The organism is Brachyspira alvinipulli ATCC 51933 (assembly GCF_000518245.1).
Classification (GTDB): Bacteria; Spirochaetota; Brachyspiria; order Brachyspirales; family Brachyspiraceae; genus Brachyspira; species Brachyspira alvinipulli.
On sequence record NZ_KI912405.1, the window covers coordinates 1 to 23348 of the forward strand.

Consider the following 23348-nt stretch of genomic DNA (forward strand, 5'->3'; position numbering starts at 1 on the left):
ATCTGAAGTTTGTGCAAATATTCCCAAAGGCTTATCTGTGCCATTGCCGTATAAATAATTATGTTCTAATGTAGCAGATAATTTATATGATATTCTCTGCTGTACCAAACCCTGAATATCTATATTGCTCTGCTTTATTAATCTCTTACTAATTTTTACTAATTTAGTTAATTGATTTGCTTTCATTTCTCTTTTGCCGAAAGACATGCTAGTATCTTCTTTAACCTCTGCTATTTCTGCTGTCCAATCAAGAGCATTTAAGTCGCTGTCTAAAGTTGGTATTCCTATGCTAGCATATCCGTTCATAGCAGGAATTATATTCGCTCTTTTTCTTATTTGTACTGCATCATCAAGATCTTTTATAATTTGTTTTACAAGATACTGAGGGGCGATAGTATATCCGCCTCCCCCAGCTACTCCTGCTTGAAGTGTTTCTCGTATCTCTTTATAATTGCCTGTTCTAAACCATATATCTACTTTAGATCTTAATTCAGATTCATTATCATCAGCAGATGCATTATCTAAATTATCAGCTATATTTCTTTTATTCATAGAAGAATTAGTTTGAAGTGATAGAAGCCTATCGCATCTTTCTATCTCTTTATTTCTATTTTCTACAACCTGCATTAAAGTATCTATATCATTATCCAATTTTGATATATCATCTTTTTTAATTTCTCTCTCTTCTATACTCATAGAAGAATATGCATTTCTTTTCTGCATAAGTTCATCAATGCTTGTTAAAGATAAATTATTTTCATTTTTTAGTTTTTCTATTAAAGCTCTTAATTCTTCTGGTGTCATAATTTTATACTCCTTATTATTGTTATCACTCCAACCGCTGTAAATTAGATTGTTTATTGCTTTGTGAACTTTGCAATAAACAATCTGCGGCTGTCGTTCTTATTATTTATTTTTTATTTTTAGATATTTTATTTTTTGTTCATATTCTTTATTTCTATAATCAAAATCATCATTTACTATAGGCATAGGTTTAGCAGGCGGTTTCGGAATATATTCATACTCATTTTTATTTCTAACATTAGTTTGAGGATATGCTGGAAATGTTACTAATGATATTTCATGCAAAGTGATTTCTTCTACTTCACGTATAGGCATTCCATATTCTTTTAATGTTTCTTTATCATCAATCCAATTATCTCTCATTACTTTGAATCCGAAAGACATCTGCTTTATATCGCCTCTATCCACGCTTTCTTTCAAATCTCTTGCCCAAGTAGTATTTGGCAGAGAAACTTCAAAATACAATCCTTTTTCATCTTCTCTTAAAATTAATGTGCCAGAACTTTTTCTGCCTAGAACATATCTTGTGTCATGTCCCCATAAACATACCTGATCATTTTCTAATAATGATTTAGTGAAAGCACCTCTGTTTATACGCTCCCTAAATAAATCTCCATAGAGAGGTTCACTTAAAGAATTATATACAATAGCATAGCCTCTTAATTTAAGAGGTTCTTCTTCTGTGCTTTTTTGAATATCAATATCTATACTTCTAATTTCATTATTGCTATATTCGCGACTGTGTCCACCTTCGGTGCCGCTTCTAATCTCTAGACATAATAAATTATGCCTAGAGCGTCGGCTCATTTTATTATTCTTCACTGGCATTTTTATTTTCCTCTTCTAATTTTTTATTTTCATCATTATTATTTATATTAAAGTTTTGATTGTCTTCAGTTTTTTTAGTTTCTTCACCGACGCTTTGCCGAGTAGGCACCTTTTGGTGCGTGCCTTCGGCATAAACACTTTTTATTGGTCTTATTTGCTGACTGCAGAAATAGTCATCTCCGTATTCATCTTCTACTTCGTTAAGGTTTTCCAGTATCCGCCATTCATTTCTAGTTAGAACACCATTATTTAATTTGATTTGCTTGCTGTCTTGTAAGAGTATCGCCTCTCAAAAGTCCGTCTAAATTAAACTCTATATTATATTTTTTTCTTTCTAATTCGCTTAATAAATATCCGTTTAATGCTTTTTCTATACGAACGCACCACGGCCTTATGGTGTGCGTTACAAACTCTATACTTTGATGTTCTATATTATTATTTGTACTTCTGCTTAAATCGCCGATTAGATGAGGAGGTACACGGAACACTCGGCATATTTCTTCTACCGAAAATCTTCTGCTTTCTAAAAATTGAGCATCTGACAAGTTCATTGTTATAGGGTCTATTTTCATTCCTTCTTCAAGGACAACGATGCCTTTTTCCCAAGCTTCTCTGAAACTTTCTTTGAGATTTTGTTTAGCTTCTTTGCTTAATTGATTTGGATGTGTAATTATTGGAACTTTTTTAACACCATTAGAAAAGAAATCTAATGCGAAATTATCCTGATAAAGTCCTGTAGTTATTTGCTTACGCATCATAGCTATCGGACTGTATCCTATTACTCCGTTCCATCCAAGCCCTGCTATATGCATAACTTGTAATGGAGATAAAGTGATTATTTTTCCGTCATCATAATATTCAAACATTTTATTTCCGTTTGAATCTCTATATACTTTAATTTTATTAGAATCTATTAAATAAAGTTCTGTTACTCTATTAAAATTGTCTCTTACTACTTCTACAAAACCATTGCCCTGCAAAAGTATTTGAGTTATTAGGCTTTCTATAAATGATACTGATGTGCATTCTTCATTAGGTGAGTCATGTAATAATCTATATAAACAATGGTTTTTAGCTTTTATTTTATTATTCCCATTTATTTTATATACAAAAAGAGGCAAAGTCGCTATTGTTTCAGCTATAACTCTCACGCATGCAAATACTGTCGAGAATGTTAAAGCTGTATTAGGATTGACTGCTGATAAAGTTTTATCATTTTGAATAGACAAAAGATTACTGCTGTCAATCGCCCAAGGCGGACAGGTGTCATGACTAAAATCAGGAAACAGCCACTTTTTTATATAATTCCTTATATTTTTTATAATAGGCATATATATATAAAAAAATATAAGGAAATATAAGTTTTATATTATTATTTTATTACAAGAACTTGAAGCCCCGCTGTGCATATATTTATTCTTACTTGCCATAATATTTTTATACACTGTATTTTTTACAGTTTTTTATTATTGATTTTTTATCTTTTTAAGATAGAATATAATATATGTCGATATGTATATGTAGAGGATAAAAATCTGATGTTATATAAAGATTTTGAAGAGAAAAAAAATAATATTATTGCCAAAAGAAATAAAATATGGATTAAAAATAAAATATTTCCTAAATGGATAAATCCAGAAGAAATAGATTTGGAGCAATTTTTTACAAAAGAAGATACTGCTGAATATTGCTACAATAATCTATTATCTTTTTTAGACAAAGAAAAAATAGATATATCAAATTATACTTTTGTTGAGCCTTCAGCTGGTAATGGAGCTTTCTTTAACTTATTAGATTCAAAAAATAAAATAGGATTAGATTTAATGCCTTTATCTGATGGTATATTGGAACAAGATTTTTTATTATGGTCGCCTGATGATTTAAATAAAAAGTATATATTTATAGGAAATCCCCCATTTGGTTACAGGGCTTGGCTTGCTTTGGCTTTTATGAACTCAGCAGCACAATATGCTGATTATATAGGTTTTATATTGCCTATGTCTTTTCAAAGCGATGGTAAAGGTTCTCCAAAAAATAGAGTAAACAATATGAAGTTAGTACATTCTGAAATACTTCCAAATGATAGTTTTTATAGATTAGATAATAAAAAAATTACTGTAAATGCTTTATGGCAAATATGGAAAAAAGGGGATAGTGATTTAGAAGAAAAGAAGTCTTGTGATGATTGGGTAGATATATTTACTGTTGATACTAGAAAAGAAAGAACTTGCGGAATAGAAAAAATGAATAATGCTGATTTTTTTCTTCAAAGAACATATTATACACAGCAGCCTAAATTAGTAAAAGATTTTTCAGAAGTTAAATATGTATGCGGATATGGTATTATAATAAAAAAATCTAAAAGGAAAGTTGAAAATATATTAAACAGTATAAATTGGAATGATTACAGTAATTTGGCAACTCATAATTGCAGACATATAAGTATGTATCATATAGAAAAAGCCTTAATAGATAGGGGAATTGTTAATGCCTGATAGTATTTATAGTGAATTATTTTTACATATTTTAGAAAAATATCATAATCATTCTAAATGGGATAATGCCGAATTTAAAAAAATAAAAACGCTTTCTAATACAGGTGTAGGAAGTGTCGGTCAGGATTTTATTCATGAATTATGTAATAAATTAAATATAAATTCTAAACTTTCTAAAAAATCTACAGATGCAAGAGATAAAAATGCTTATGACATAGAAATAGAAAATATTGATTTCGAGATAAAAACTGCAACTGAAGATACAAATTTTAATTTTCAATTTAACCATATAAGATATCATAGAAAATATGAAGCTATAATTTGTTTAGGTGTTTCTCCAAATAATTTATATTTTAATATATGGTCTAAGTCTGATATTTTAACTGGTAATGCAGGTAATTTAGTTAGTATGGAAAAAGGAGCCAATGCTTCTTATAAACTTACAAAATCTAAAAAATCATTATATAAAATAAATGAATTTGAAAATATATTATTAAGTTTTATCAATAATTTCAAGAAATAATTTACAATAAAAACTTTCCTTACCAGACGGCGAAAAAGCTCCTGAATTATTTTTTTTCTACGCCACAGGCGTACATTCGTCTAGTTATAAAATATTATATTATTTATTATTAATGTAGATTTTTAACTAAAATATACTGTTAGGAGTATAAATGCCTGATAAAGCTAAAAAAGCCCCTGCCAACGCCAATAAGGCGGACTTCGTCGGCACACCTGCGGTGAATAAGCCGAAAAAAGCCGTTATAATACCAAATCCTGCTAAAAGCATGCCTATGGCACCAGAATATTTTAGTGGGTATTCTCTAAAAAAATGGGAGGAACTTGCTCCTATTTTTACTGAAAAAAATATGCTTGGAGATGCTGATTTATCAGCATTTGAACTTTTATGCCTGCATTACGGTGATGCTATGGATCTTTATGAAGCTATGATTAATGAAGGCGGTTCTATAGCAGGTTATTTGGCAGGTAAAAACTCTCAAACTATGGGAGAATATTTAGCATATCATAAAGCTATAACAGCATATACTAAAATGCTTACTGAGTTCGGTTTAACTCCTGCTTCTAAAAAGAAAGTTCCTGCACCTGACACTATAGAAGATGAGGATACACTTTCTAAAATGCTTAATGAATAAATTAATAAAAAGTTTTGAGCTTCTGTAAACTTTAGTTTACAGAAATATATAAGCGAAAAACTTTTTATATATAAATAAAGAGGATGATCCGCTTGAAAAAATGATAAATGGTTAAATATATAAGGAATGAAAACCTGCCAGATTTATATAACGTATAAATCTAATCATAGGCAGGTTTGCCGAGTAGGCACCTATTCGGTGAATGATAGTAATAATATGTATACCTATGAAGAATATATTAATAAGGTTATAAATAAAGAACTGCCTGTATGCCAAGCTGCTTTTTTATCTGTAAAAAGGCATTTGGACGATATAGAAAAATCAAAAAATAATGATTATCCTTTTTATTTTGATGATAACGAAGCTAAACGTCCTATTATGTTTATACAATCTTTAGTACATACAAAAGGAGAATGGGCAAATCATAATATTATATTAGAATCTTGGGAACAATTTATAATAGCAAGCATATTTGGATGGAGGAGAAAGGAAAATAAACTCAGACGTTACAAAAAAGCATACGTTCAAGTGAGCAGGAAAAATGGAAAAACTACTTTTGCATCTGGCATTGGTAATTATTGTTTTTTCTGCGACAGTCCTGCAGAGGCTGGAGTAGAAATATATTATATAGCTACTAAAAAAGATCAAGCGAAAATCGCGTGGAGTGAAAGCGAAAGGCAGATAAGAAAAGCAAAAGCTCTTAATAAAGAAGCTATTACATATAAACAAACTTCTACAATAACAAAGAAAAAAGATACTGCCTCAAAATCAAAACCGCTAGGACAGGACAGCAATACTGAAGACGGATTAAATCCGCATTTAGTTATAGTAGATGAATATCATGCACATCCTGATAATGAATTATTAAATGTTCTTGAGTCAGGTATGGGAGCTAGAAGGCAGCCTCTTATATTTATAATTACAACCGCTGGATTTGATAAATCTTCAGTATGTTTTTCTGAATATGAATATGCAAAGCAAGTATTACAAGGTTCATTAAATAATGATGAATATTTTACCATAATATATGAGCCTGATGATATAAATGATATTTGGGTATTTATGTCCGAATATAAAGAAAAACTAACAAAAAAAGAAGATGTTTCAAAACAGGAAGAATTAATAAATAAAATTATTTTTCAAGCTAATCCTAATATAAATGTTTCTGTAAAAGATAGTTACCTAAAATCTAGGCTTTTGGAAGGACTGGATAAACCTATTCAGCGAACTGATATACTTACAAAAAACTTGAACGTATGGACACAGGCAAGCGAGGTTTGGATATCTTCTGACAGATGGCTTAAATCTTATTCACACCAAAATATAAATATAAATGAATTAAAAGGCAGGAAAGCATGCATCGGTTTGGATTTAGCAACGACAAGAGATATAGCCGCTTACGTTTTATGTTTTGATTACGTTGATAATGGTCCTTATATACTTTTGCCTCGCTTCTTTATGCCTAAAGAGAATATAAGACAGCGTTCTAAAGAAGACAGAGTACCTTATGAATTATGGGCTTCGCAAGGTTTAATTACTTTAACAAGCGGTGATATAATAGATTTTGATGTTATAGAATCTTCAATATTGCAAGATGCCAAAGACTTTGAAATTATAGAAATAGCTTATGACCCTTGGAAAGCTATTGAAATAGTTACTCATTTGAAAAATGAAGGCTTCAAGATGACTGAGATAAGACAATCTTTTGCAGTCGGAGGTTTATCTGAAGGTACTTCTTTATTTGAAAAAACTATAGATGAACGTAAACTTTTACATGGTAATAATGCCGTTCTTAATTGGATGATAAGCTGCTGCGAAACAAAAACAGACGGCAGGGATAATTATCTTCCTACTAAACCTGACAGAAGAAGATCATATAAAAGAATTGATGGCGTTGTAGCTTCTATTATGGCTCTTCATAGAGTGATTAAAAATCATTTTGAAGATACAAAAAGTATTTATGAAAGTGAAGGTGTATTTAGTTTATAATATATTTTTATGAAAAACTATTGACAAAAATCAATAGTTATGATATAATATGTTTATCCTAATTAAAGGAGTTTCTTATGGAAGCCTTAGAGTTTCTAACAGCGATGTTATATTTAGTTGCCGCTATTATAACATTAATTAATAATCAGAAATAAGATTATTAGCTGTTAAAAACGCGGTTGGGGTTGCTAAAACTCCAGCCGTGGCTTCTATAAGTAATATTATAATCAAAAATAAAGGAGCTGTCAAGATGAATATAGAAAATTTAAATACTTGGCTTGAACTTTTAAGAAGCCTGCTTTTTTTAATCGTTGTAATTCAAATGTTGGGCAAAAATAAAAGAGAGGATAAAAAACAATGAGTACTGCTGTATTTATACTAAATATTATTACTTGTGTTCTTCTAATTACTGTAATTGTTTTGAATATTGTTAAAAAATGAGGGTAAAAATATGCCTAAAGGCGGATACAGAGAAGGTTCAGGAAGAAAAAAAATTACAGAAAATAGGCTTGATATAAAATTATATATGCGGGTAAGCGAAGAAGAACAATTATTAATAAAAGAAAAAGCAAATAAAAATAATATCAGTGTTGCTGAATATATAAGACAAGCTGTATTAGAAAAAATAGAAAGCACAAAATAAAAATACAAGCCGATGTCATAATGTTTTTATGGTATCGGCTTTTTATAAATCATAATTGTTTTTGAAATAATCTAATATAAAATTAATAAGTTTTTCAGTATCATAATTTTTTATGCTGCAGTCTTCATCTAATTTATATAAATCGGATAATATTTTTATTAAAGTATCTTTACTTTGAAGAATTAAATAATTATTGAGCTGCTTAATTGATTTAAACACAGTTTTTGAAGTACATACTTTAAACATATATATTTTTAACTTTTTTTCAATAATCTTGTAAATGGAAGTTCAAAATCTTTGTTATTTAATATTTCTTCGACTGTTAATATTTGTACTTTAGGATATTCTGTATTAAACATATTATATTGCAATTTAAAATAACCTGCTTTTCTTGCTTCATTTAACATATCTTGCGTAGGTTTAGCATAACAAATAAAGCCTGCCATATCTGCTTTGTTATTTTCCATAGTGCCTATTAAATCTCTAATCATACTGACTGTTACAGTTTTGCTGCTTTTTACAGAAATAATCATTTTTCCTAATGTTTTTTTATCATCTTTATAGAAATATATAGAACCGTCAATACCGCCGTCTCCGCTTTTTTTAGTAGATGCAAAACCTTTTACTCTTTCTATAGCCCAATACTGAAATTGATAACGACCTTCATTTCGGCTAGTATCTTCTTTATGTATTAATTCTCTTACCTGCTCCATAGTTACAGGTATTCCGTCTACAATATAATCAATACCTTTTCTTAATGTAGCAGTTCCATATTCATCTATTAACCTTTTTTCTACTAAAGATGTGGATAACATACAAATATCTATACCAATCCATTTCCTTTTAATACCATGTGCAGCAATTAATGTTGTCCCGCATCCGCAAAAAGGATCCATTACAATGTCGCCGTCATCTGTACACATTTTAATAATTCTTTCTAATAAAGGAATAGGTTTTTGTGTTGGATATCCCAATTTTTCTTTAGATTTATATAATCTATTAATATCAATCCATAAATTATATAATGGGTGTCCTTTATCATCTTCTGGTCTTAATTTTCTAAAAGGTCTTCCATTAGAAGACCAACCCAAATTTCCTGCATTATCTAATGCAATTAATTTGTCTTTAGTCATTCTCCACCCGCTTGAATATTTATTTCTATATCCTTTATATTCATAACATAAATTAGGTCTATCACCCATTGAAGGACTGCATTCTATTGGACCTTGATAATATCTTCCAATATCATCAATTTGATGATATTTTTCTTTTATTTCTTCTTCGGTTAATGGTATCTTGATATTAGATAAATCAAATTTATAACTGTCTGTTTTTGAATACCAAAATATATGATCGGTGCAAATACCTAATTTCTTTTCTTTAAATTGAGATCCTTTTGGGTTTTTGGTTCTTTGCCATATTATCTCATTTCTGAAATTTTTATGTCCGAATATGCCGTCTAAAATTATTTTTATATAATGGCTTGCAGTTTGATCACAGTGCAGAAATAATGAACCTGTATCTTTTAATTTATAACGCATCACTCTTAATCTTCTTGCCATAAAGACTAAGTAGGCTAATATTTTAGGATTTTGATATTTTAATGCTTTTACCCAAGCATTCCAAAAATCTGCAAAATCTTTATTATCATCTTCTGTTTCAAGTTCATTTGCAAATTCCTGAACCTCATCAAGTTTATCTTCTGTAAGTTCCCAAGCATCGCAGAATGCTATAGCTCCTTCTGGTACTGGCTGACCTGTATTAGTTGTATATATCATATTATAATTTCTATTAGAATTAAAAGGAGGGTCTAAATATATTAAATCTATGGAATTGTTAGGGATTTTTTCATTCATTACATCAAGATTATCGCCGTAAAAAAGCTTATTTACATAATTATTTTTCTGGTCTGGTCTGGTCTGGTCTGGTCTGGTCTGGTCTGGTCTGGTCTGGTCTGGTCTGCAGGCATAAAATAATCCCCTTATATTTTATTATATAATAATAAAGTTTCAAACAAATTTCAATTATATAATAATATACTGTTTTTTATTTTATTATTTAATGATACGATAAAGTTAATTTTATAACTGTTTTGTTACAATGGTAAAAAATACTAAAGCAGATCCTTTCAATTATTCTAATACCACGTTTGGAGGTTTCGTGCAGGCTTGTGTTGCAAAAGCCAAAAAAGAATACGAAGAAAAAGGCAGCGAAATACAGAAATTAAATAAAAGAGTATTAGAATTAGAAAATAAAATTAAAGAATTAGAAAAATGACATTGATACCCCCTAATAAAAAAATTATCGCCATGTATAAAAGACTCCCCACTCGTTGCACCGATTGAAAGCCTGTAGAGATTTTACCCACCCCCACCAAGCAAATATAAATCAGTTATAATTTGCATAAGAAAAAAATTAAAATAAATTATTATTTTTTGTAGAAAAATTGTTGACATTTTTTCATCAAATGATATAATATAATTAATCCTAATGAAAAAGGAGGAACCGCATGGACGAAGTGATTACTTTGGTTACTAAGGTTATAGAGCTTACGACGGCAATTATAACTTTAGTTGTGGTTATAAAGCAGATTAAATAATCTAATTTATAACTAACCAAAGCGGTTGGGTGGTAACACTCAACCGTCACTTCCCATACGGTTATTATATAATATATATATGGAGTGTCAAGTATGAACCTTCAAATTATTAATACAATTTTAAGTATAATAACAATTATATGTTTGGTAATTATTATAGTAAAATTAAATAATAGGAATAAATAATGGAAGTAAAAAAGAAAGATAATAGAGGCGGAGCTAGACCAAATACAGGTGGTGCTCGTGAAGGTGCTGGCAGAAAAAAGAAAGATGATAAGGATAAAAAGTCTAGTTATAGAGTATCATTCAGATTAAATGAAGAAGAAAATAAAATGCTTGAAGAAGCAGCAAAAAAAGAAGGAATGAGCATAGGACAATATGCTAGAAAATGTGCTTTGGAAAAATTAAATTTTAAATAAAGAAGTATTATATGTCTAATAGAGAAGTTACATTAAAAGTATATTCTGCAGAATTATTAGGATCTCTATCTCATAATGCAGAATTAAAATATGATTTCTTATGAAGAAATAGAGTCAAAAGAAAATAAAAAAAATAATGTAGAAGGCTTTATTATAAATAGATATTATTTCTGTATAAATAACACTAATATAGTATTGGGCTTTAGACATAATATAGATGTATTTGAAACTTATATAAATTTCTTGATATCTCAAAATTGCAGATATAAAAAAGAATATAGAATGAATAGTGTAATAAAAGATTTAGCAAATAAAAAAGAAGAAGATTTTATAAAAAAAATTATTTTTTTATTAAATTACTATTGACTTTTTGATTAAATGCGTATATAATATGTATATATTCAACGAAAGGAGGATATAGATATGGAAGCTATAACTTTCATAACTGCAGTGATATACTTGTTAGCCGCAATTATATCATTAGTTAATAGCATAAGAAAATAAGCTATTAATAAGCAGTAGAAAGCGGTTGGGGCTCCGACAAGCTCCAGCCGTAGCTTCCATATAACTATTATTATATATATATATAATAATAAGTCAATATAAATCAAGGAATAAGTTATGAAAAAAAAAGTAACAGAAAATAGAGGCGGTAAAAGAGAGGGTGCTGGAAGACCTGTCAGAGATATTAACAAAGGTAAAATGAATAGACATAATATAACTATGCATGATGATATATGGGAAAGCATAGTAGAAAAGGCTACCGAACTTAATTTATCAGCTAGTCAGTATATAGCTATGATACATAAAGAATATATGAATAAGTAAAGCCACTGCGTGAGCCTTTGCGGCAGTAGAATTAGTGTTGCGATAATTTATATTATCGCAACACTATATAACACTGTATTATTTTACATTAAGATATTGATTTTTTTATAAAACAGTATATTGTTTAAATAGTTTTATTTTAATAAGCTAATTAATAAATTAAAAAAGAAGTTATTTTATATGATTTATAGAAGGAAGATTATACTATCTTTATTAGAAGAATTTGGAAATAAATTAAATAAAACGGATTTTCAAAAATTTTTGTTTTTAATATCTCAAGAACAATTACAAAATACTAGGAAATCCTATTATCATTTTATACCATATAAATATGGATGTTTTTCAATACAATCTTATTCAGATATAGAGTTTTTAAAAAAGAATAATATAGTTAGAGACGATACATTTATTAGTAAAACAGATGATATTTTATATGCTAAACAACTAAAAAGAGAAGATATGGATATAATAAGAAAAATCTATAAGATTCATGGAAATAAAGATACTAATGAATTATTATCATTTATATATAAAAATTATCCTTTTTATTCTTTAAATAGTGAAATAATAGATAGATATTTATCTCAAAAAGAGATATCTAATTTAAAAAATACTATTTTTAGTAAAAATAATTATATGTTATTTACAATTGGTTATGAAGGGATAACATTAGAAGAATATATAAATAAACTAATTAAAAATAATATAAAACTAGTTATTGATGTTAGAAAAAATGCTGTTAGTATGAAATATGGTTTTTCAAAATATACACTGAAAAAATGGTTAAATAATATTAATATAGAATATGAACATATACCAGAATTGGGAATAGAATCTGAAAAAAGAGAGGAATTAAAAAATCAAAAAGACTATGATGAGCTTTTTAATGATTACAAAAATACAACATTAATAAACAATTTTAAACATGTAGTATATATATTTAATAAATTTTTAAAACATAAGAGGATAGCATTGACATGTTTTGAAGCTTTACCAATCCAATGTCACAGAAGTATTGTAAGGGATGCTATAACTAATTTAGATAGTTGGAATATATTGGAGTATGGAGTAAAAGACCTTTGAGAAAAAAAGTATTTATTACAGTAAAAACTTATCCAACAATATCATATAGTTATGGAGAACTAGTTTGTACTGCTGGATTTACAGAAGATGGAAACTTTATAAGGGTATATCCTATACCATTTAGAAAATTAGAAAATGAATTAAAATATATAAAATATCAGTGGGTTGAAATGGATATAGAAAAAAATAAATCTGATTTCAGATCAGAGAGTTATCATTTATTGAATATTGAAACTATAACTATGTTGGATAAGGTTACAACAAATAATAATTGGAAAGAAAGAAAAGAAATTATATTTAAAAAAAATAGCAATCTATATAGGGATTTAAAACTTTTAATAGACTGTTCTAGGAAAAAAGGAAATGAATGTGTATCTTTAGCTATATTTAAACCTACAGAAATAATAGATTTTTTAATTGAAGAAGAAAAAGAAAAAGAATGGGATAAAAATAAAATAGATGCTATATATAGTCAATATAATTTATTTAGCCATGATAGTTTTTTTACATTGGTAGATAAATTACCGTATAGATTTTATTATAAATTTAAAGACATTAATGGACTTGAAAGTAAACTTTATATTGAAGATTGGGAAATAGGGGCATTATTTTGGAATTGTTTAAAATCTCATAATGATGAAAAAATAGCTTGTGATTTAGTAAAAAATAAATATTTAGATATAGCAAAAAATAAGGATATATATTTATTTTTAGGTACTACTAAAGAATTTCATTATAAATCTAAAAATCCATTTATTATAATAGGAGTTTTCTATCCTAACAAAGAAGAACAATATTTTTTAGATTTATAATAAAGTATTACGATAACAGTAATTATCGCAACAGTTTATTTACTATATTCTAAAATAAGTTTTTTTATATACTTACGTACGCTCATATTATTTTCTTTAGCTAATCTTTTTAGCAGTTTATATTCTTCATATTTGAATCTGCAAACTATTAATCTTTTTTTCATTATTCTACCTCCAAACTTTTTAAGTATATTCCTGTTATAGCTATACTGCTATGATTTAATGCTTGTCTAATAAGTTCTATGTCTTTGGTTTGTTTGTATAGAGTAACAGCAAAATAATGCCTTATATCATGTATAGAGTAAGCAGCTTTTATTTTGCCTTTTTCATATAAACGCTTTGAACTCCTATAAAAAATGTTTCTTATCACTTCAGAACTTTTATTTTTGAAAGGATTATTAAAAGAGAGATTATTCTGTTTCGCTCTGCGGGCTTTAGCCAATAATTTAATAACTTTGTCAGTAACTTTCCAGCTTATTTCCTTGCCTTTTGAATATGAATAATATTTGAACGAACGTTCCCCTGTGGGGTTATTTCTTATTTCTAGTTTAGGTAAAGCACCAACACGCACACCGCATTCCATTATAAAAATGATGGCCACTTTTATAAGCGGATCTGATATATCTTTAATTATTAATTCAATTTCTTTTTTAGTTGGTACTTCTAAACGTTTTTTATTTTTAACAGGCGGACGAGTTTTTGTCCCTCGAAAAGGATTTTTCATAAATGGATATCTTCTTTCTAAAAATGAAAAGAAAGAAGAACAGGAAGAAACTAGTGCACGTACACTTAAATTAGAAAGCTCACTAGAATTGACTTCTGTTATAAAATCATCAGCTTCTCTTGCTTTAATAAATAAAATATTTTTATTATTCATTTTACAGTATTCCTCTAGTTTATTAAGTCCGTTTTTATACTGTCTTTTTGTATGATTGCTTTTTGTTTTTGAACATTGCTTAAAAAAGTTTTCTTTCTCTGTTTCATAATCTATCTGTTTAATAAGCTGCTCTTCTTTCATATAGTCAAGTATATTTAAGTAGTTAGCTTGCTTTACTAAAATCGCAGCCTGCTCTTTGCCGTAGGCACACCTTTGGTGAGTTATTATATTATTATTTTGTAATATTAATTTATTATTGTTTTTATAAGCCATGTTTATACCTTTCCATAAATTAAAGACAAAAGCCTTTATCTATAGAAAAGAATATAAACTTTTATAACTTCTAATTTAATTTTACTACTATATCACAAAGCAAAGCAGCAATATTTGATAAACCATCATTTTATAACCTTATTCAATATATTTTCTACTGCCTGCATATAAAACTCTAAACAATGATTGCAGTCTAATCTTTCATTATTGATAGTTACAAACAGTTCATTTTTCTTTCTTACTTTTTTATAACTAACCTTAATATTTTTATATTGATATTTTAGTACACCTAAAATATCATTCATTCTTCTAAACTCATCATTTACATCATTATAATTAATGACAGCTTTAATCATCTTTTATATCTCTTTTACTAAATCAAATAATGATATTAGAATATTATAATATTTATTATATTCATCTTTAGTTTCACATTCTATTGCAGTAGGCAATCCGCTGTCTAAAGTAAATATTTTTATAGTCTTTTTATTTTCATCAAAATAAATGTTTGATATACAGTTTATATTAATTAAATATTTTTGAATAAAAACACCTTTAATCATAAAATTACTCCTCATCTTCAAAATCAATAGTTATTGGAATACCTATATGTTTTGATAAATTTACCAGACATTCTATACATATTGATGCATCTTTTTCTTTCTCTTTTTCCATGCCGTCTTTATCTATGTATATTATATTGATTTTTCCATGAATTATTTCATCATTAACATCTTTATTACAAATATCGCAAATCATTTTATACCTCATTTACTCCTCATCAGCAAAAAGCATTTTATTGCCTTCGCTATCCACTTTATCGCCGTCTGCATCAAAGTCCCATTTATTAATATGATTTTCATCTGCTGTTAATGGATCTTCTTCACACTCCTCATCTATTCTATAATTTGAATCATCTTCACCGAAAGATATTATTCCATTATCATCTTCTAATGTTTCTTCAAAAGATTTATTTTCTCTTTTATTAATTTCTTTTTGTATATCTTCTTTATAATTATCAAGCATTGTTACTTTTTCTAATTCTTTCAATTCTTCAAGAGTGAGTTCTGATAACCTTCTTCCTTGTGTTATTTTATTTTCAAGTTCACGGCTACGATTAAACTTTCTACCTTGTAAAATATGTTTTGCCGTTTCTGAATATTTACATATAGAAGCTAATTCACTTTCTAATAAAGATATTTTTTCTAATTCTTCATCAGAAAGCTGTGTCATATCTCTTCCATTTTTGATAGTTTCTATTTTCTTATTAAGTTCATGCTCTTTTATATTTTCTATTATTGTGTTTGATTTTTCTACATTTTTAGTATTGTTACTGCTTTTCTTTTTTGATTTAGTCATACTTAAATCAAAAATACCTCTTCTATTTAATTCTTTTTTTATATAATCTTTATACCCTTGCTCTAACTCCTCATTATTATACAACTCAATTAATCTATCATCTGGATATAAATTAAAATATACACCTTTACTAGGTCCATCCAGAGGATTTCTTGAATAGTCTTGGGAATAAGATTTGTTATCTAAACGTTTTTGAATTTCTTCTTCTATGTATTTTTCATCAAGAAGTGTAGTTTCTTTTAATTTATCCAAATCCTCCATTGTGAATGTTTCAAGCATTTTATTTAAAATAGGTTGTGCTGTTTCAGTATATTTATCCATAGATAACTTTTCTTTCATAACAACAATCTCTTTTTCCATTAATGCTATGTATTCTAATTCATAATAAGTAAGTTCTGATAAATCTCTTCTTTTTTTTATTTTTTCTATACTATCAAGTAAACTATCAATATTTTCCCTATAAATTTTTTCCCTAATAGAGTTAACATCTAAATTATTTATATTACTATTTTTTGATATAAATCTTTGTATAGCATTCATTACAGTGTTAGCTTCTGCTTTATCATCAGACATAAAAGTTATGCCAAAACGGCCTTTATCTTCTATAAAGTTTACTTCTCTCATTGTTACTATGTTCGCCTAGCTATAGCTACCTACTTGGTCGCTTTCTAATTCCCAAGCCTGTAAACAGGATCGGCAGCTCGGCTCACTCCTCCTTTTTAGTTTCTAATTCTGTTTTCAATATTACTGCCTCTTTTATAATATCCACAAAACCATCAGCAGGTACATTTTCTTGATTTGTTACAAAGCATATAAACTCAGTTAACAAATAAATAGCATCTTCGCTGCTAATATTTTTAGCATCAATAATAATACGTTCTTCTTTATTATCTCGTTCTATATGTATATATTGTTTTTGATTATCTATTTTCATATAATCATATCCTATTAATAATCTTTTTTCTTATTTCCGAAAGCTCCATCTTCTTTTGCTGTTTTTCTGGAATGGCATCTTTTGCATAAAGCCTGCAAGTTGCTCTCATCATAAAACAATAGATCATCTTCACTTTCTATTCTTTTTATATGGTCCACATGTTCAGCAAAGTTATGGCACTCAGGAAAGTTTTTACAAAGCGGATTTTTATTTAAAAAACTTTCTCTCAAAGCACGCCATTTTTTACTTTTGTATCTTTTATATGCTTTTTCATTACTTCGCATTATAAATACTCTTCACTTTTGAACATCTTATTTACAAGTTATCAACATTGTTGACAACTTATAAACATAGCATTATTCATTCCTAGCTATCTCATCTTCTATATCAATTAACACTGATTCTAAATCTTCATAGCTGTACGGAGGCTGTCCATTTATACATATTTTAAATTCTGCATTTTCTAAATCTATATAGCATTTACATAAATCATTATTGATTTCTAATTTGTTTTTTCTAATCTTCATAGAATCTTTTAATGCAGGATATTGTTCAGCTATTTGATTTAATATAACTTTTAAAATAACTATTTTTGTATTAATATAATGCTGATGTAATTCTTCTAAAAATGTCATTTTTTATCTCCTTTATTTATAATTTGTAAAATTAAAAAATAAATCTGTTTTTATGTTATTATCTCTATAGATGATTTTATTACAAAGTTCTTCATATGCTCTATCAATAGTATCTAAACAATCTGAAGATAAAATAAGCATTTTATTTTTTTTATCATCTTCAATTATTAAATGATAGCTTTTTATTACTAATTGATTATGATCAAACTTATCTTTATATATGCGGATAGGTTTTTCAATAAGAAATAAACTATCATCTGTTAATATTTTAAGCATATAAACTTCCTCTTTTAATAAAATCTTATATTAATAGTCAAAATAATATTTTGACTATTTAAGTAGTTATTAATTCTTTAGACTTCAGCATTTCTATATCTACTACTTTTAAATTTATAAGTCTGCTTGTAAGTCTTCCTTTGATATATTCAGCATCAGTTTTTTTATTCAAACCTTTTAATAAATCATCATAACTTTTATTTGATGTGAGAATAACTGTTTTTTCTCCGCTTCTTATATTATCAAATATTTTATAGTATCCATCGATAGCGTAATGAAAGCCAACGCTATCAATATCATCTATCATAATAATATCTGCATTTTTGGCATTATCTATTTTTCTATCAATAGTAGCTTTTATGTCTTTATCTTTAGCATTTTGATTAAATAAGTTTTTATGTAAATCTTCAAAATGGCTTGCTCTCATATACATCACTTTTATATTATTGATAGAATATATTTGCCATAACATTTTAAGCATTGTAGTTTTGCCTGTTCCGCTTTTACCTCTAAAATATAATGACATTGTACTTCCTACATTCAAATATTTTTTTATAGAATCAATTAAATCAGTTTGATTGAATCTTTTTGCAAAAATATCTAAAGTCATTTCATTATCTAATGTGCCAAACAATACATTATATGTTTTGATAAGGTTATCAATTCTTTCTATCTTTTCTGATATTTTACTTTTTTCATCGCTGACACAATCACATAAAGTTGGCAAGTTATAGGATCTTCCAGAAAACTTTAAATCATCTGAAACTTTTAAAAATCCATATTCGTCGCATTTAGTACACTTTGGATCTTTTCCGTCCCTTGCTTTTGATTTCAATTCTTCCAAATATTTTTTATAGCTTTGCAGACAATAACTGCTATCCGCAATTTGCAATTTGTGAATACGCATCATCTAGGTTTCCTCCTTCTTCTATAATTTTTAATAAATAATTCAGTTTATCAATTCCACTTGGTATTGTGTATTTTTTTGTTTCCTGAGTTTCTTCGCTTTGAGTTTTATTTTCTTCGTTTGTATTATTTTGTTTTTCTTCCTGTGTTTCTAATAGAGCATACTTTGTTAAATCCTGAAGTTTTAAAGACGGCTGACTTCCTAATGAGTTTGATTTTTTTAATTTTAAAAATCTTGTTTTTACAGTTTCTAAAATATCATCAATATTGTTATTTATTCTATTTTTGAAAATATTTAATAACTCTTTTTATATCTTGCTCTTACTGAATAATCTAATTTTTCAAGCAATAATTCTTCATACAATTTTTTAAACTTTTCTAAAAACTCATTTTGAAACTGAAGCTCTTTTATCTCTTTGTCATCTGTTAAAAGTTTTGCAGGATATACTGGATTTTCGTCCACATCTTCATTAAACAAACTAGGCTCATCATATATCACAGTAACAGGAGCTTCGAGATTCTGAAGTTTTTTATCTTCTTCTTTCAGCTCCTCAATTTTATTTTTCAAATTAGTAAAGTCATATACTAATCCGTGTCTAATAATTTTTTTGTCTTTATACTCTGTAGCTATTTTTATTTTTAAATAGCCTTTTGCTTTTAAACTTTTTCTTTGTCTTGTAAAATTAGTTTTTTTATTAGTTATATATTTGTCTTTTATATCTTGTATATTTTTGTTTGTTAAATGAAATATCCAGCATATAAACTCAAACTCGCTTAATGATAATCCTAATCTGCTTCTGTATTCCATAATTTCAAAAGGTATTGCCAACAGATCTGCAGGATAATCTATTTTTCCGTAAAGTGCCGAAAACTTTTCTAACTCTGCCATTATTCTATACCGCCTAATATATTTTTATAAGTCAATTTTCGTACTAACATTAAACCGCCTCCGTGATTATATTTTTTAAAAAATATTCCTCCTTCTGCAGTGATAAAAATTATTAAAGCAAAGAACTGCCCGAATGATTTAAATAAATTTTTACTGCATTTGTTTTTGATATTTTTTAGCAGGAATGCTAATTGATAAAATAGACTCTGTTTTTTATTATAAAAGCTGTAACCAAACTTTTTATTTATGATTTTCGATATTTTGAAAAATTGATTTTGCTTAAAATCCAGTATGCGATTAACGCATGCTGGATTTTTTATTATGTCGATTAGTGGAATTTTTGAAACTCGTACCGCTTTCAATAATCTTTGAAAAGCAGTTAAAATATACAATATATACGATAATAGGGTATTTAATCTATATAAGTACTTGCCAATATATATTTATAATATATATTATAAACAAAAATTTGATAATATAAGTGAATGTATATGAAAAAGAAATTAGAATTACAAACAACAACATTATGGAACTATCCTTCCCAGCAATATTTAAAAAGCGAAGAAGAAAAACATAAAAATTATATAGGAGCAACACCTTCGTATATTATATGGAATTTGCTTAATAGATATACTAAAGAAAAAGATTTAGTAGTTGATCCTATGGCTGGAAGCGGCACTACTATTGATGTAGCTCGCGAATTAAACAGACGTGCTTTAGGATATGATATTAATCCAAAAGCATTGCAAAGAAAAGATATTTTTAAAGCAGATGCTAGAAAAATTCCTATAGAAGATGAAAAAGTTGATTTTGTATTTATAGATCCGCCTTACAGTACACATATTAACTATTCTGATGAAAAAAATTGTATTGGAAAATTAACTGCAAAAGAAAATGAATATTATGATGCTATGGAAAAAGTTATCAATGAAATATTCAGAATAATGAAAAAAGATAGGTATATGGCCTTATATGTTTCAGACTCTTATGAAAAAGGTTTTCCATTTATGCCTATAGGATTTAAACTATTTGAAATTATGAGTAAATATTTTATGCCTATAGATATAGTATCTGTTGTACGTCATAATAAAAATTTGAATAAAGGAAATTATCATATAGCTGCTATAGAAAATAATTTTTATTTAAGAGGTTTTAATTATCTTTTTATAATGTACAAAAAAGGAAACAGAACTATTGATAATAACGGAAAACTTCATCTTAGAAATTTATAAAAAAGGCTGAGTTTAATTTATAAACCCAGCCAAATTATATTGTATTTATTATCTTACATAATACATATCTTTAGGTATATAATCATCTATAATTGTAGCATCCTTTAAGTTTCTATTTCCTTGTACAGCCATTATATTGTAAGAAGCAGCACCAACATTTTGATTATCAACCATTACAGTTCTTTTTTCCATTCTTTCTAAATCTATATTAGAAGTTCTAACTTGGTCAAAATATTCGCTTGCCAAAACAAAATATTTAAATGCCTCCTGCTCATTTTTAATAGTGTTTGTTACTGTAGCATTATGAGCATAAGATACACCTATATTGTTATAAAGGCTTGCTAAATAACTAATCAATATAAAGTCGCTTTCTGTACGCATTTCTAATCTGCCTAATTTATCACGTTTAGATAAAACTTGACTCAAAGCATTTCTATAGAATCCATTAGCCAAATTAGCTTTATCCAAATGTAAAAGCGAATTTCCTAAAGCATAAGATACTACACTATTGCTAGGATTTTTTTGGAACAAAGCATTAAATCCTTCAAAAGCTCTATCATATTCATTATCTAAATAATATATCCATGATAAATTATAAAGCAATTGATCACTTCTAAGATTAGGAGCAAGATTATCATAAGCCATTTGATAATGTTCTTTAGCTTTTACATAATCTTTATCCTGATAAAAATAAACATTACCCAAGTTATAATTAGCATCAGGATATACATTATTTATAGTTAATGCTTCATTAAAGTTTTTAACAGCGTTTCCATACTCTCCTAAATTATAATATATTTGACCTAACATATTATATACATACTCTTTACCTCTATAGAAAGGATCTTCACTATATAAAGGCAAAGCAGCTGTTGTAAGTATTTCCATAGCTCTGTCATAATGTTTTAATCTAGCCTCATAATCAGCATATCCTACTATAGATTCCAAATTAGAAGGATAAGTTGATAATAATTTCTCAAATAATGTTCTAGCTCCATAAAAATCTTCCTTATCAAGAAGATATTTAGCCAATTTAGGGTAAACATCATCATCTATATATCCTCTTTTCAAAGAATCTATATGGTTTTGAAGAGCTTTTACATGCTGATAATTATCCTGATATATTCTTATAAGCATTGCTCTCTTTCTAGGTATAACATTATCACCAAAGAAATTAATCATATCGCTATAATTATTATAGGCAATATCATAATACTCCGGCTGAAGTAAATTCTTAGCTCTACTTATCATAAGAACACCGCGTTCATCGTATATGATCTTTTGTTCTTTTTTCTTTTTAGAATAAACCAACATATCATTATACAATTCTTCACCTGCTTTATAATCTTCTTCTGATAATTCTTTCTCGCCTTTCTTTCTATGATAGAAACCATAAGTTATTCTAGTTTCAAAATCTCTAGGCTTAATATCTAAAGCTCCCTGTATCTTATTTAATGCATTAGGGAATGTTTCTCTAGCTATATAAGCTCTTGCATATTTATTATACCATTTTATTTGCTTAGGTTTTAATCTTTCACCTTGAGCAAAATTACGTTCTGCCTCATCATAAGCTCCGTTTGATATACTTACCAATCCTTGCTTATAATATTTATTTGCCATTATAGGTTTATAAATAAATTGGAAAGAGAATACTACTATAGCTAAAAATAATACTAAAAATACAGCAGCAACTCTTATAATCTTAGCATAATCTTTTAATGAGCTAGGTATAGGTATAAGATCTAATACATTCTTTCTATCATCTTCTCTTATACTCAAGCCTAATTCTTTATTTAAGATATTTGCTATATTTTCACTAGATTCACCACGTTCCAATGCATTAAGCAAAGTTTCCATAGAATCTCTATCTATTTTTTCATTAAGTATAGCATCCAAAACATGATATTGTGTAATTGGAGGCAGATATTTAATAGAATTTATAACTTTGTCATGATCTATATCTTTATCTACATCCTCATATTTGGAAGTACTTAAACTACTAGATGATCCAGGTGCTGGAAGAGTATTACCTCCTTCTACTATGTTAGCAGCAGGAACATTACTTACAGTATCTTCTATTTCATCCGGTAAATCTAAATCATCATGTATATCATCCAAATCTACATTGCTGTCTTCATGAATTTCATTATCACTTGTTGTATCATCTATATCATCTAATGTTAAATTATCTAAATCTACATCATCTTCTACATTTTCTTCTTTTGGAGCTTCCTCTTCAGATTTGCTCTCAGCTGGAGTTTCCTCTTTATCCTCTTCTTCATCTGGAATTAAATTATCCAAGCTCAAATCATC

General features: G+C 27.6%; 29 protein-coding genes and 1 pseudogene. 12 read left to right on the plus strand and 18 right to left on the minus strand.

Annotation, left to right across the window (positions count from 1 at the left end; translation table 11 throughout):
• From T324_RS0111940 to T324_RS17310, 3 genes and pseudogenes are all read right to left on the minus strand, one after another.
• The coding region (locus T324_RS0111940) for a phage major capsid protein (RefSeq protein WP_028330469.1) at positions 1-804 on the minus strand (804 nt) is incomplete at its 3' end.
• A gap of 102 nt (positions 805-906) precedes the next feature.
• Entirely contained in the window at positions 907-1632 is a 726-nt protein-coding gene (locus tag T324_RS0111945) for an HK97 family phage prohead protease (protein ID WP_245580706.1), read from the minus strand.
• Positions 1616-2963: pseudogene (locus T324_RS17310) on the minus strand (phage portal protein). Before T324_RS17310 ends, T324_RS0111945 begins: the two are co-directional and overlap by 17 nt.
• 207 nt (positions 2964-3170) lie before the next feature.
• Here T324_RS17310 and T324_RS0111955 point away from each other — a divergent pair.
• The 5 genes from T324_RS0111955 to T324_RS0111985 all read left to right on the plus strand — a co-directional run bounded on the left by T324_RS0111955 (position 3171) and on the right by T324_RS0111985 (position 7913).
• Positions 3171-4127, plus strand: a complete 957-nt coding sequence (locus tag T324_RS0111955) for a hypothetical protein (protein WP_028330471.1) — start codon at positions 3171-3173, stop codon at positions 4125-4127.
• Positions 4120-4650, plus strand: coding sequence for a hypothetical protein (locus T324_RS0111960; RefSeq protein ID WP_028330472.1), 531 nt, complete (start codon positions 4120-4122; stop codon positions 4648-4650). Before T324_RS0111955 ends, T324_RS0111960 begins: the two co-directional genes overlap by 8 nt.
• A 151-nt stretch (positions 4651-4801) precedes the next feature.
• Entirely contained in the window at positions 4802-5281 is a 480-nt protein-coding gene (locus T324_RS0111965; RefSeq protein WP_028330473.1) for a P27 family phage terminase small subunit, read from the plus strand.
• A 216-nt stretch (positions 5282-5497) separates the two neighbouring features.
• The gene (locus T324_RS0111970) at positions 5498-7270 is read left to right on the plus strand and encodes a terminase TerL endonuclease subunit (protein WP_028330474.1); all 1773 of its coding nucleotides are present in this window, start codon (positions 5498-5500) and stop codon (positions 7268-7270) included.
• Positions 7271-7721: 451 nt separating this feature from the next.
• Positions 7722-7913, plus strand: a complete 192-nt coding sequence (locus T324_RS0111985) for a DUF6290 family protein (protein ID WP_051436847.1) — start codon at positions 7722-7724, stop codon at positions 7911-7913.
• 42 nt (positions 7914-7955) lie between these two features.
• Here the strand turns inward: T324_RS0111985 and T324_RS0111990 are convergent, their stop codons facing one another.
• Positions 7956-8159: a hypothetical protein gene (locus tag T324_RS0111990; RefSeq protein WP_028330476.1), complete on the minus strand. Its 204-nt coding sequence runs from the start codon at positions 8157-8159 to the stop codon at positions 7956-7958.
• Between the two features lie 8 nt (positions 8160-8167).
• Positions 8168-9769 carry a site-specific DNA-methyltransferase gene (locus T324_RS17315; protein WP_051436848.1) on the minus strand — a complete coding sequence of 534 codons (1602 nt, stop codon included), beginning with the start codon at positions 9767-9769 and terminating at the stop codon, positions 8168-8170.
• A gap of 244 nt (positions 9770-10013) precedes the next feature.
• On the opposite strand from T324_RS17315, the gene T324_RS18145 reads away from it, so the two are divergent.
• The 6 genes from T324_RS18145 (at position 10014) to T324_RS0112040 (ending at position 13654) form a co-directional block, all read left to right on the plus strand.
• A complete protein-coding gene (locus tag T324_RS18145) occupies positions 10014-10190 on the plus strand; it encodes a hypothetical protein (protein WP_169730115.1) in 177 nt (58 codons plus the stop codon).
• A 507-nt stretch (positions 10191-10697) separates the two neighbouring features.
• Positions 10698-10931 carry a DUF6290 family protein gene (locus T324_RS0112010; protein ID WP_028330477.1) on the plus strand — a complete coding sequence of 78 codons (234 nt, stop codon included), beginning with the start codon at positions 10698-10700 and terminating at the stop codon, positions 10929-10931.
• 90 nt (positions 10932-11021) lie between these two features.
• Positions 11022-11297 (plus strand): hypothetical protein, encoded by a 276-nt coding sequence (locus T324_RS0112020; RefSeq protein ID WP_028330478.1) that lies wholly within the window; start codon positions 11022-11024, stop codon positions 11295-11297.
• Between the two features lie 255 nt (positions 11298-11552).
• The gene (locus T324_RS0112030) at positions 11553-11759 is read left to right on the plus strand and encodes a hypothetical protein (protein WP_028330479.1); all 207 of its coding nucleotides are present in this window, start codon (positions 11553-11555) and stop codon (positions 11757-11759) included.
• 180 nt (positions 11760-11939) lie between these two features.
• Positions 11940-12842 carry a DUF488 domain-containing protein gene (locus T324_RS18295; RefSeq protein WP_028330480.1) on the plus strand — a complete coding sequence of 301 codons (903 nt, stop codon included), beginning with the start codon at positions 11940-11942 and terminating at the stop codon, positions 12840-12842.
• On the plus strand, positions 12839-13654 hold the full coding sequence (locus tag T324_RS0112040; protein ID WP_028330481.1) for a hypothetical protein: 816 nt from the start codon (positions 12839-12841) through the stop codon (positions 13652-13654). Before T324_RS18295 ends, T324_RS0112040 begins: the two co-directional genes overlap by 4 nt.
• A 35-nt stretch (positions 13655-13689) precedes the next feature.
• Here T324_RS0112040 and T324_RS18800 read toward each other — a convergent pair whose 3' ends face one another.
• The 12 genes from T324_RS18800 to T324_RS18595 form a co-directional block, all read right to left on the minus strand.
• Positions 13690-13818, minus strand: coding sequence for a hypothetical protein (locus T324_RS18800; RefSeq protein WP_281171818.1), 129 nt, complete (start codon positions 13816-13818; stop codon positions 13690-13692).
• A complete protein-coding gene (locus tag T324_RS0112050) occupies positions 13818-14804 on the minus strand; it encodes a tyrosine-type recombinase/integrase (protein WP_028330482.1) in 987 nt (328 codons plus the stop codon). The genes T324_RS18800 and T324_RS0112050 overlap by 1 nt, the downstream gene beginning before the upstream one ends.
• Positions 14805-14929: 125 nt before the next feature.
• Positions 14930-15160 (minus strand): hypothetical protein, encoded by a 231-nt coding sequence (locus tag T324_RS0112055; RefSeq protein WP_028330483.1) that lies wholly within the window; start codon positions 15158-15160, stop codon positions 14930-14932.
• Positions 15161-15163: 3 nt separating this feature from the next.
• A complete protein-coding gene (locus tag T324_RS0112060) occupies positions 15164-15367 on the minus strand; it encodes a hypothetical protein (RefSeq protein ID WP_028330484.1) in 204 nt (67 codons plus the stop codon).
• Positions 15368-15371: 4 nt separating this feature from the next.
• Entirely contained in the window at positions 15372-15563 is a 192-nt protein-coding gene (locus T324_RS0112065; protein WP_028330485.1) for a hypothetical protein, read from the minus strand.
• A gap of 12 nt (positions 15564-15575) precedes the next feature.
• On the minus strand, positions 15576-16787 hold the full coding sequence (locus tag T324_RS18590; protein WP_028330486.1) for a hypothetical protein: 1212 nt from the start codon (positions 16785-16787) through the stop codon (positions 15576-15578).
• 82 nt (positions 16788-16869) lie between these two features.
• The gene (locus T324_RS0112075; RefSeq protein ID WP_028330487.1) at positions 16870-17097 is read right to left on the minus strand and encodes a hypothetical protein; all 228 of its coding nucleotides are present in this window, start codon (positions 17095-17097) and stop codon (positions 16870-16872) included.
• A 14-nt stretch (positions 17098-17111) separates the two neighbouring features.
• The gene (locus T324_RS0112080) at positions 17112-17381 is read right to left on the minus strand and encodes an HNH endonuclease signature motif containing protein (protein WP_028330488.1); all 270 of its coding nucleotides are present in this window, start codon (positions 17379-17381) and stop codon (positions 17112-17114) included.
• 72 nt (positions 17382-17453) lie between these two features.
• Positions 17454-17732 (minus strand): hypothetical protein, encoded by a 279-nt coding sequence (locus T324_RS0112085; RefSeq protein ID WP_028330489.1) that lies wholly within the window; start codon positions 17730-17732, stop codon positions 17454-17456.
• A gap of 12 nt (positions 17733-17744) precedes the next feature.
• Positions 17745-18008 carry a hypothetical protein gene (locus tag T324_RS0112090; RefSeq protein ID WP_028330490.1) on the minus strand — a complete coding sequence of 88 codons (264 nt, stop codon included), beginning with the start codon at positions 18006-18008 and terminating at the stop codon, positions 17745-17747.
• A 58-nt stretch (positions 18009-18066) separates the two neighbouring features.
• Positions 18067-18918, minus strand: a complete 852-nt coding sequence (locus T324_RS0112095; RefSeq protein ID WP_028330491.1) for an AAA family ATPase — start codon at positions 18916-18918, stop codon at positions 18067-18069.
• A gap of 291 nt (positions 18919-19209) precedes the next feature.
• Positions 19210-19803 (minus strand): hypothetical protein, encoded by a 594-nt coding sequence (locus tag T324_RS18595; protein WP_245580708.1) that lies wholly within the window; start codon positions 19801-19803, stop codon positions 19210-19212.
• Between the two features lie 491 nt (positions 19804-20294).
• Here T324_RS18595 and T324_RS0112110 point away from each other — a divergent pair, with 491 nt between their 5' ends.
• The gene (locus tag T324_RS0112110; protein WP_028330492.1) at positions 20295-21035 is read left to right on the plus strand and encodes a DNA methyltransferase; all 741 of its coding nucleotides are present in this window, start codon (positions 20295-20297) and stop codon (positions 21033-21035) included.
• 48 nt (positions 21036-21083) lie between these two features.
• Here the strand turns inward: T324_RS0112110 and flcA are convergent.
• The coding region (flcA, locus tag T324_RS17335; protein WP_038375260.1) for a periplasmic flagellar collar protein FlcA at positions 21084-23348 on the minus strand (2265 nt) is incomplete at its 5' end.